This is a genomic window from Pseudomonas sp. NFIX10 (genome assembly GCF_900111955.1).
GTDB classification, from domain to species: Bacteria; Pseudomonadota; Gammaproteobacteria; order Pseudomonadales; family Pseudomonadaceae; genus Aquipseudomonas; species Aquipseudomonas fluorescens_AA.
The window spans coordinates 26,463-37,040 of record NZ_FOKH01000048.1; the positions used below are offsets into that span (position 1 = coordinate 26,463).

The 10,578-nt window shown below is 59.7% G+C and carries 6 protein-coding genes; 1 reads left to right on the forward strand and 5 read right to left on the reverse strand.

Annotated features, from left to right (window positions below; genetic code table 11):
* Positions 1–42 precede the first annotated feature (42 nt).
* The 5 genes from BM321_RS28565 to BM321_RS28585 form a co-directional block, all read right to left on the reverse strand.
* Complete coding sequence (locus BM321_RS28565; protein ID WP_092446334.1) at positions 43–1,638, reverse strand: ABC transporter substrate-binding protein; 1,596 nt, start codon at positions 1,636–1,638, stop codon at positions 43–45.
* Positions 1,639–1,711: 73 nt separating this feature from the next.
* On the reverse strand, positions 1,712–3,133 hold the full coding sequence (locus BM321_RS28570; protein WP_092446337.1) for an OprD family porin: 1,422 nt from the start codon (positions 3,131–3,133) through the stop codon (positions 1,712–1,714).
* A gap of 170 nt (positions 3,134–3,303) precedes the next feature.
* Positions 3,304–4,905, reverse strand: a complete 1,602-nt coding sequence (locus tag BM321_RS28575) for an ABC transporter substrate-binding protein (RefSeq protein ID WP_092446339.1) — start codon at positions 4,903–4,905, stop codon at positions 3,304–3,306.
* 397 nt (positions 4,906–5,302) lie between these two features.
* On the reverse strand, positions 5,303–6,928 hold the full coding sequence (locus BM321_RS28580; RefSeq protein WP_092446341.1) for an ABC transporter substrate-binding protein: 1,626 nt from the start codon (positions 6,926–6,928) through the stop codon (positions 5,303–5,305).
* A gap of 255 nt (positions 6,929–7,183) precedes the next feature.
* Positions 7,184–8,785 (reverse strand): ABC transporter substrate-binding protein, encoded by a 1,602-nt coding sequence (locus BM321_RS28585; RefSeq protein WP_092446343.1) that lies wholly within the window; start codon positions 8,783–8,785, stop codon positions 7,184–7,186.
* 1,308 nt (positions 8,786–10,093) lie between these two features.
* Here BM321_RS28585 and BM321_RS28595 point away from each other — a divergent pair.
* Positions 10,094–10,480, forward strand: a complete 387-nt coding sequence (locus BM321_RS28595; protein ID WP_092446346.1) for a DUF6124 family protein — start codon at positions 10,094–10,096, stop codon at positions 10,478–10,480.
* Positions 10,481–10,578 lie beyond the last annotated feature (98 nt).

Here is a 10,578-nt window from a genome sequence, read left to right on the forward strand (position 1 = left end):
TGCCCGGCAGCCCTCGATAAAGGATGCCGGGCGTTTTCTTATCTACTTCACCTGGGTGTTGGCGAAGTTGTTGGTGGTGAGCGGGCTAATCACATAACCCTCTACGTTGTTGCGCATGGCCGTGAACATACGGGTGTGGGCCATGCTGATCCAAGGCAGGTCCTGGTTGAAAAGCACCTGGGCCTGCTCATAGAGCTTGATACGCTCCTCGGGGTTCACGGTGGCGCGAGCCTGGTCGATCAGCGCCTGGAATTTCTCGTTGCACCAGCGCGCGTAGTTTTCGCCGTTCTTGGCCGCTTCGCAACTGAGCATAGGCGTCAGGAAGTTATCCGGGTCGCCGTTGTCGCCCGCCCATCCGGCGGAGACCATGTCGTGCTCGCCGTTTTTCGCGCGCTTGAGCATTTCGCCCCATTCCATCACGCGGATGTCGACCTTGATCCCGACCTTCGCCAGGTCCGCCTGCATCATCTGCGCGCCGAGCATCGGGTTGGGGTTGGTCGGGCCGCCGCCGTTGCGCGTGAATAGGGTGAACACGGTGCCTTCCGGTACGCCGGCTTCCTTGAGCAGCTCGCGGGCCTTGTCGAGGTTGCGGGGTGGGTTCTTCAGGTCGTGGTTGAAGCCCAGCAGGGTTGGCGGGTACGGGTTGACCGCCACGGTGGCGTTGCCCTTGCCGAACAGCGCGTTGACATAGGCTTCCTTGTCGAAGGCCAGGTCGATGGCTTTGCGCACCCGCACGTCGCTCATGTATTTGTGGCTGGTGTTCAGGGCGGTGTAGGAGACGGTCATCGCGTCCAGTTCAGCGACCTTCAGGTTCGGGTCTTTCTTGATGCTGGGGATGTCATCGGGTTTGGGGTACAGCGCGATCTGGCACTCGTTGGTCTTGAGCTTCTGCATGCGCACGTTGTTGTCGGTGGCGATGGCCAGTACCAGGGCATCGGCCGGTGGCTTGCCACGGAAGTAGTCCGGGTTGGCCTTGAAGCGAACCTGGGCGTCCTTGTTGTAGCGCTGGAAGACGAACGGCCCGGTGCCGACCGGCTTGCTGTTGAGGTCGCCGGCCTTGCCGGCCTTGAGCAACTGGTCGGCGTATTCGGCCGGGTAGATCGAGGAGAAGGCCATGGCGATGTCGGCCAGAAATGGCGCTTCGCGGCGGGTCAGGCTGAACTTGACCGTGTGCTCGTCGACTTTCTCGACGCTTTTGAGCAGTTCCTTGAAGCCCATGCTTTCAAAGTAGGGGAAGCCCACGCTCGACAGTTTGTGCCACGGGTGGTTCGGGTCCAGCTGGCGCTGGAAGCTCCAGACCACATCGTCGGCGTTCATGTCGCGGGTCGGCTTGAAGTATTCGGTGGTGTGGAACTTGACGCCCTTGCGCAGGTGGAAGGTGTACGTCAGGCCATCGTCACTGATGTCCCAGGATTCGGCCAGGGCCGGAATCACCTCGGTGGTGCCGGGCTTGAAATCGGCCAGGCGATTGAAAATGGTTTCCGCCACGGCGTCGGCGGTGACTGCAGTCGTGTACTGGACCATGTCGAAGCCTTCCGGGCTGGCTTCAGTGCAAACCACCAGGGGTTTGGCCGTGGCGCCAACGGCGACGCTCAGCAATGCGGCGGCGATGGCGGCGCGTAAGGGAATCATGTTCATCGTCAATCCTCTGCAATCGGTTGATCGGTAGAACCGGACGGCCAGCCTCGTGAGCAGCCGTCCGGCGTGGAGTTTAGAGAATGTTGAACGGAATGGTGGTCACCAGGCGGAACTCGTTGATGTTGCCATCAGCCTGGTTTTCGCTGGCGCGGTGAGTGGTGTAGGTGGCACGAATCGCGGTGGCCTTGAGCGGGCCGCTCTGCACGGCGTAGGAGGCGCCGACACCGTATTCGTAGTGAGTTTCGCCGTCCATCAGACTCAGGTCGCCGCGCTGGTTACCTGGAACGGTATAGGCCGTGCCACGGTAATGCGTGCCGTCGATGCCCCAACCACGTGCCTGATAGATGTTGAACTTCAGGCCCGGCACGCCGTATTCAGCCATGTTCAGGCCGTAGGCGATCTGGAACGATTTCTCGTTCGGGCTGTTGAAGTCAGACAGCAAGGAGTTGGCCAGGTAGATGCCGTTGGTTTCGTGCAGGTAGTCGAAGTACTCGTCACCGTTCACTTCCTGATAGGAGAACGTCAGGCTATGGGCTTGGTGAGTGAGGCCGAGCGACAGGGAGTAGGTATCGTTGTCGATATTCCCCATCAGCTTTTTGCCTTCATCGACGGTTTTATAGTAGTTCAGGCCGGTGGTCAGGCTGAGCACCCGGCTATCGCCCAACTCGTGGGTGGCGCCGAAGTAGTATTGGTTCCAGAAGTCTTCGACCTTGGCGCCATACAGGCTGGTTTTCAAACTCTTGAACGGCTGGTAGTTGACGCCGGCGGTATAGACCTTGTCGGTTTCCACGCCAGTGGCGGAATACTCGGTGCGGAATTTCGACAGGCTCTGCTCGGTCCGTGGCGAAACGCGATCAAAGCCGGCCAGATCGAATGAGAGGTTGTTGAATTCTTCACTGTGCAGGCTGATACCTTCAAAGCTCGAAGGCAGTGCGCGGTTGCCGATCACATCGATGATAGGCGTACTGAAGTTCTGGCGGCCCGCCGTCAGCGTGGTGTTCGATACGCGGAACTTGACGTTAGCCAAACCCAGTTTGCTCCACTGGTCAACGGCATCGCCGTTTGAGTCGGCCAGGGTGCGGTTGGAACCGCCGGCAATGTGCTTGCGGTCTTGATCCAACACGATGGCGTTGTAGGCGGCTACTTCCGTACTGACGCCGACGGTGCCTTGGGTAAAGCCCGAGGTGTAGTTGACGATGGTGCCCTGGACCCAGTTGATGCGACGGGCAATGGGGGTAGCCGGCACGGACGGGTCATTCTTTACGCTGTTTGGCTTGTAGCTGAATCGGTCGTCACGACGTTTCAACTCGTTGGAGTACCAGTTGCGAGTCGTGCCCCCCAGACTCTGGCCGTCGATGAAGCCTTTTGCTTCGCTCTGAGCGCTGCTGTCGGCCAGCGCGGTAGGAACGAATTCCTGACTGACAGATTCAGCGTAAGCCGTGGCCGTGATGCTGCTGATGGCCAAGGCCAGTATTGCGGTGCTGCTCAGTTTCATCCGTAACGCTCCTTTTCTTTCTTTTTTATGCCGATCTTTTTGGGTGATCCGGCTTTCGGTTTTACAACTCTTCACAGCTTGCAAACGTTTGCTGGGTGCCTGATCGGCGAATTATGGCAAGACGTCGGCGTGGGGCTTCCAAAGGAAGCCCGCGCTGTGTGGCTAGACGGTTATGGGTTCAGGCTGACGCCCGAAAAGACATTGCGACCGAAGGGGCTGACTTTGAACCCCTCGACTTTGGCACTCAGCGGCTGGTTGACCGTGGAGTGGGCAACAGGGGTGATTGGCACTTGCTGCTTGAGCAACTGCTGGGCCTGTTTGTAGAGCACGGTGCGCTGGTCGCGGTCGGTGACGACCTTGGCCTGCTTGATCAGCTTGTCGTAGTCCTGGTCGCACCACATGGAGTAGTTGTTGCCGCCAATGGCGTCGCAGCTGTACAGCGTGCCGAGCCAGTTGTCCGGGTCACCGTTGTCACCGGTCCAACCGATCAGGCTGACGTCGTGCTCGCCGTTCTTGGTGCGCTTGATGTACTCGCCCCATTCGTAGCTGACGATCTTCACTTTCAAGCCGATCTTCGCCCAGTCGGCCTGGAGCATCTCGGCCATCAGCTTGGCGTTGGGGTTGTACGGACGTTGCACGGGCATGGCCCAGAGGGTGATTTCGGTGCCTTCCTTGACCCCGGCGGCCTTGAGCAACTCCTTGGCTTTTTCCGGGTTGTAGGCGACGTCCTTGATAGTGTCGTCGTAGGACCACTGGGTCGGCGGCATGGCGTTGACCGCCAGTTGTCCCGCGCCCTGGTACACCGCATTGAGAATGCCTTGCTTGTTCACTGCCATGTCCAGCGCCCGGCGCACTTCGACCTGATCGAACGGCTTGTGGCGGGTGTTGTAGGCGATGTAGCCCAGGTTGAAGCCGGGCTTCTCGATCAACTGCAGCTTGGGGTCGTTCTTCAAGGCCGGCACGTCGGCGGGACGCGGATGCAGGGTGATCTGGCATTCGTTGGCCTTGAGCTTCTGCACCCGCACCGAGGCGTCGGTGTTGATGGAGAAAATCAGGTTATTCAGTTTTACCCGCTCCGGCGCCCAGTACTGCTGGTTGGCGACATAGCGGATGTTGGAGTCTTTCTGGTAGCTCTTGAACTCGAACGGCCCGGTGCCGATCGGTTTCTGGTTGATGTCGCTCGGCTTGCCGCTCTTGAGCAACTGGTCGGCGTATTCGGCCGACAGGATCGCGGCGAAGCTCATGGCAATGTTCTGGATGAACGCGGCGTCCACGCTGTTGAGGGTCATGACCACGGTCAATGGCCCGGTCGCTTCCACCTTGGCGATGTTCTTGTTCAGGCTCATGCCGTTGAAGTAGGGGAACTCGGTGGGGTAGGCCTTGCGGAACGGATGCTGCGGATCAAGCATGCGGTTGAAGGTGAACAGCACGTCGTCGGCATTGAAATCCCGGGTCGGCGTGAAGTAATCGGTCGTATGAAATTTCACCCCTTCGCGCAGGTGGAAGGTGTACTTCAAGCCGTCTTCGGAAATGTCCCAACTGGTGGCCAAGCCTGGGACGACGTTGGTCGCGCCTTTTTCAAACTCGGCCAAGCGGTTGTACAGCGGTTCGGCGGCATCGTTGTCGGTGGCCGTGGTGTATTGCGCGGTGTCGAAACCGGCGGGGCTGCCTTCGGAACAGAACACCAGGCTACCGCTGGCGGCCTGGGCCGCGGATGTCGCGGCCAGCAGGCCGGTGCCCAGCAATGCGGATAAAACCAAGGTATGGCGCATGACGCTCCCTCTCTCGTTCGGGGTGTTTTAACAGTGAACCGACGTCCTTCCGGGACAGGTCCGGGGCACTGAGCTCATTCCATTGCGTAGCGATGCCGCAGGGCTGGCAAGTCGCCCAAGTGCCGACGGTATGAGCCGTGGGCCGGGCGGTAAATGCGTAATGCCTGAAAGACTTGTGGGAAAAGGCGATACGTCCCAAACCAACTGCTGTGGTACGCAGTGCTTTTGGATGTAGGCGTTTTCCTGGGTCTTGGCGTAAAGCAACGGTATGCCGTGGGAGCGAGCCCTGCTCGCGATGGCGTTGTTGGTACACCGCCATCGCGCTCATAAAAGGGGCCGCTACGCCCGAAGCGTCGGACCGGCCCAGCGGGAGCAAGCTCCCTCGCCACAGGTCACCTTATTTGCTGACGCTGACGCCGTAGAAGGAGTTCAAGCCAAAGGGGCTGATCTTGAAGTCCTGCACGTTGGCGCGCATGGGTTGATACACCGTCGAGTGAGCGATAGGTGTCATGGGCACGGCATCCTTGAGGACGTGTTGTGCCTGTTTGTACAGTTCGGTGCGCTTGGCCTGGTCGGTGGTGCGCTTGGCTTCCTTGACCAGACCGTCGAATTTCTTGTCACACCATTTGGAGAAGTTGTTGCCGGCCAGCGAGTCGCAACCGAACAGCACGTTGAGCCAGTTGTCCGGGTCACCGTTGTCACCGCTCCAGCCAATGATCATCGCCTGGTTCTCGCCACCCTTGGAGCGCTTGATGTACTCGCCCCATTCGTAGCTGACGATGTTGACGTTCAGGCCGATTTTCTTCCAGTCGGACTGCAGCATCTCGGCCATCAGCTTGGCGTTAGGGTTGTACGGACGCTGGACCGGCATCGCCCACAGGGTGATGTTGGTGCCTTCCTTGACGCCGGCTTCCTTGAGCAGCTCCTTGGCTTTCTCAGGGTCGTACTTGGCGTCCTTGATGGTGGTGTCGTAGGACCATTGGGTCGGCGGCATGGCGTTGACGGCCAGTTGGCCTGCGCCTTGGTAGACCGAATCGATGATCTGCGGCTTGTTGACCGCCATGTCCAGCGCCTGGCGGACCTTCAGGTTGGCCAGTACGTTCGGCTCGTTGCTGCCCTTGATCTTGTCCATGACGTTGTAGGCGATGTAGCCCAGGTTGAAGCCAGCCTGGTCAGGCATCTTCAGCGTTTTGTCTTCTTTCAGGGCCTTGAGGTCGGCCGGGCGTGGGAAGAGAGTGATCTGGCACTCGTTCTTCTTCAGCTTCTGCATGCGCACCGACGGGTCGGTGGTGATGGCGAAGATCAGGTTGTCGATCTTCACGTCTTCAGGCTTCCAGTAGTCCTTGTTCCCGGTGTAGCGAATGTTGGAGTCTTTCTGGTAGCTCTTGAACACGAACGGGCCAGTGCCCACCGGCTTCTGGTTGATGTCCGGGGCCTTGCCTTCCTTGAGCAGCTGGGCGGCATACTCGGCGGACTGGATCGAAGCGAAGCTCATGGCCATGTTCTGGATGAACGCGGCGTCGACATCCTTGAGGGTGAACTTGACCGTGTGGTCGTCGACTTTATCGATCTTGGTGATGTTGGTGTCCATCCCCATGTCGGTGAAGTACGGGAATTCGGTCGGGTACGCCTTACGGAACGGGTCATCCTTGTTGATCATGCGGTTGAAGGTGAACAGCACGTCGTCGGCGTTGAATTCGCGGGTCGGCTTGAAGTACGAGGTAGTGTGGAACTTGACGCCTTCACGAAGGTGGAAGGTATAGGTCAGGCCGTCGTCGGAAATATCCCACTTGGTCGCCAGGCCAGGAATCACAGCGGTGCCGCCGCGTTCGAACTGGGTCAGACGGTTGAACATGGTCTCTGCAGAGGCGTCGAAGTCGGTTCCGGTGGTGTACTGACCCGGGTCAAAACCGGCCGGGCTGCCTTCGGAGCAGAACACCAGGTTAGTCGCGGCTTGGGCGAAAGGTGCGCTGGCTAATAAGCTTGCGCCGACTAAAAACGGAATGACCGCTTGTTTAAGCATGTTGGCCTCATGATTTGTTGTCATTTTTGGATTTGAGGGCGACCTCGTGAGTCGTCCTGCGGATACTTATGCAGGCCTCATACCCAATGCAAGTTCCAGAGCGGTCACAAGTCCGAAACAGTGGCACGAACGTACCTTAATGTCGCATCCGTGTAACTTCCGACGCATTTGATCGTTTGCGCGCGTTTTTTAGGGGCGAGTCGCGCCCTTTTCCGGTGCGAGGCGGCACTTCGATGCGCCGGAAAAGGGCGGGTATTACTTCTTCAAACCCACGCCGTAGAAGGGTGTGAGGCCGAATGGGCTGAGTTTGAAATCCACCACTTTCCTGTTTATTGGCTGGAAGACCGTGGAGTTGGCGATGGGCGTGATCGGCACCTGTTGCTTGAGGATTTTCTGCGCTTGCTGGTACAGATCGATCCGTTGCTGGCGGTCGGTGGACACCTTGGCCTGCTGGATCAAGCGGTCGTAGGCCGGGTCGCACCACTTGGCGTAGTTGCTGCCCTTGACCGCCGCGCAGCTGTACAGCACCCCCAGCCAGTTGTCGGGGTCGCCGTTATCGCCGGTCCAGCCGTAAATCATTGCATCATGTTCGCCATTTTTTGCACGCTTGATGTACTCGCCCCATTCATAACTGACGATGTTGGCCTTGATGCCGATCTTGGCCCAATCCTGCTGGATCATCTGTGCCGACATTCGTGCATTGGGGTTGGACGCGCGTTGCACCGTCATCGCCCATAAATTGACGGTGGTACCCGGCGCAACCCCGGCCTCCTTGAGTAGCGCCTTGGCCTTGGTCACGTCGTGGGGCGCGTCCTGGATGCTCGGGTCGAACGACCACTGGGCCGGTGGTAAGGCATTCTGCGCCAGTTGGCCGGCGCTCTGGTACACGGCCTTGATGATCGCCGGCTTGTCGATGGCCATGTCCAGCGCCTGCCGGACCTTGAGCTGGTCCAGGGGCGGGTGTGTCACGTTGTAGGCCAGGAAACCCAGGTTGAAGCCGGGCTGCTTGAGCACCTGCAGGTTCGGATCCTGTTCGATCACTTCGATGTCGGCCGGGCGTGGGTAGCCACTGACCTGGCATTCACCGCGCTTGAGCTTTTGCAGGCGCACGGCGGCGTCCGGGGTGATGGAGAAAATCAGGTTGTCGAGTTTCACGTCCTCGGGCTTCCAGTACGCCGTGTTGGCGGCGTAGCGGATCTGCGAGTCCTTCTGGTAGCGCTTGAACACGAACGGCCCGGTGCCGACGGGTTTCTGGTTGAGGTCGCCGGCCTTGCCTTCCTTCAACAACTGCGCTGCGTATTCGGCGGACTGCACGGAGGCGAAACTCATCGCCAGGTTTTGCACGAAGGCGGCGTCGACGTTGTTCAGGTTGAAGCGCACGGTGTGCTCGTCGACTTTCTCGACGCTTTTGATCGTGGTGTTCAGGCCCATGTCGGTGAAGTACGGCGACTCGGTGGGGTAGGCCTGGCGGAACGGGTGCTGCGGGTCGAGCAGGCGCTGGAAGGTGAACAGCACGTCGTCGGCGTTGAAATCGCGGGTGGGAGTGAAGGAGTCGGTGGTATGGAATTTCACCCCTTCGCGCAGGTGGAAGGTGTAGGTCAGGCCGTCGGGGGATACGTCCCAGCTTGTGGCCAATCCGGGTTCGACCTCGGTGCCGCCGCGCTTGAATTGGGTGAGGCGGTTGAAGACGGTTTCCGCCGAGGCATCGAAGTCGGTGCCGCTGGTGTATTGGCTGGGGTCGAATCCGGCGGGGCTGGCTTCGGAGCAGTAGACCAGGGTGGTGGCGGCCTGGGCCATTGGGGCGCTGCTGATCAGGGCCAGGGCGAGCAGGAGAGGCTTGAGGGTGGTTCTGTCCATGAAATCCCTTGGGGGGTGGTGAGGTTTTCAGGAGAGTAGCGTTGCGGGTGGGGGTGTTGGAAATATCGAAAAGTGAGGGGGACCGTTGGGTTTGGGTATAGCGCTTTTCGACGAGGCGGCCTGATAGCCGACCTGGTTCTTCCGGGCGTACACCCGTCAGGTCTGTGGGAGCAAAGCTTGCTCGCGAGGCGGCCTGACAGCCGACCTGTCTCCCGGGCGTACTTCGATCAAACTGTGGGAGCGAGCTTGCTCGCGATGGCGGCCTGACAGCCGGCCAGGATTTTGTTGTTGACCGGGTACATATCCATTGCTGCGGTAACGGCCACTTAGGGGTCCGCCCTGACGGCGGGTCACTTTCGAAAAGCGCGAAAGTAACCAAAGCGCTTCATGCCCCACCACTCGGCACCTCGCCTAGGCTCGGTGTGCCCTCACTCCGGCATTGCTCCGTGGGCCCGCCGCGAAGGGCCATCCATGGCCCAGCGCGGCTATCCCGGCATCCATGCCGGGATGCCCACTCCACAATGCCTGCGTTCGGCCAGCGTGGTTAACGGGGCGCCGAGATCAACGTCCACCGCGAGGCGGCCTGATAGCCGACCTGGTTCTCACGGTCGTACTCCCGTCAGATCTGTGGGAGCAAAGCTTGCTCGCGAGGCGGCCTGATAGCCGACCTGGCTCTCCCAGTCATACTTCGATTCAATTGTGGGAGCGGGCTTGCCCGCGAAGGCGGCCTGACAGCCGGCCTGGTTCCCTCGGGTGTACCCGATTCACTGGTTGAAGCAATACGCCTCCGTCTCGTCGAACACCTAACCCCGTGGCGAGGGAGCTTGCTCCCGCTGGGGCGCGAAGCGGCCCCAAAAGCAGCGACTCCATTCATCTGACACAACGCGGCGCTTGGGTTGGGGCTGCTGCGCAGCCCAGCGGGAGCAAGCTCCCTCGCCACGGGATTTGCGGTGGGTCGGAAGGCTGTATAAATCATTCAGAGGTGTCGGACGGATCTGCTCCTCAGAACGAAAGATCCGACAAGCTTTTAAGGTTGTCCCTCGGACGTGGGCTCTCTAACCTTTGAACGTCGCTGCCTAATCAGCGACCGGGTGTGGAAACCTGAACCTTTTAGCAGTGGCATGGCTGAACATCGTGTTGCCGACGTCTCGTTTCGTCTGCAAACTGCGTCTTGGCGGCTGTGCGTGGGCAGACTTCGGTCTGGCCGGGTCCTGCTAACCGGTATTTCCACCCCGCGTACCGCTGCCACCTTATTGTCGCGTGGAAACGACACAGGGATGGCTCCAATTTTAAGCAGGAGAATTAGATATGGATAAGTCAGTCCCCGACCCACCCTTCAACAAAACCAATCCTCTTTCCGGCTTCGACGCCATCGAAGACCTCCTAAAAGACCGCGCCGCCGCCGAGCGCGCCCTCGATCATTACCTGAATCCAAAAAAACCAGAGCCAAGCACCGATCAGCGCATCGATAGCCTGTTTTCAGTCACCGCCAAAGCCGACACCGATACGCTGCTCACCAGCACCTCGGAAACCCTGGCCTCGATAAAAGCCATGGCCGAAGACCTGGCTTTTGAAGTGGAGGGCACGCGTCGGAGCGTGGCGTTGGGGATTCATCAGTTGGTGGAGCTGTGCCAGTTGCTGGTGGACAAGGCGTTGGATCAGGTCGAGGCACCAGCCAGTTCGGCCGAGGTGTAGCGAGGATTGATCGTTCCCACGCTCCGCGTGGGAATGCCGCCGGGGACGCTCTGCGTCCCTTTCCAAAGCCGAACGCGGAGCGTCCGTGGAGGCATTCC

Bases quoted from the DNA above. Each gene is read 5' to 3' on its own strand.
- BM321_RS28575 (WP_092446339.1), bottom strand. From the start codon at position 4,905: ATGCGCCATACCTTGGTTTTATCCGCATTGCTGGGCACCGGCCTGCTG.
- BM321_RS28570 (WP_092446337.1), bottom strand. From the start codon at position 3,133: ATGAAACTGAGCAGCACCGCAATACTGGCCTTGGCCATCAGCAGCATC.
- BM321_RS28565 (WP_092446334.1), bottom strand. From the start codon at position 1,638: ATGAACATGATTCCCTTACGCGCCGCCATCGCCGCCGCATTGCTGAGC.
- BM321_RS28595 (WP_092446346.1), top strand. From the start codon at position 10,094: ATGGATAAGTCAGTCCCCGACCCACCCTTCAACAAAACCAATCCTCTT.
- BM321_RS28580 (WP_092446341.1), bottom strand. From the start codon at position 6,928: ATGCTTAAACAAGCGGTCATTCCGTTTTTAGTCGGCGCAAGCTTATTA.
- BM321_RS28585 (WP_092446343.1), bottom strand. From the start codon at position 8,785: ATGGACAGAACCACCCTCAAGCCTCTCCTGCTCGCCCTGGCCCTGATC.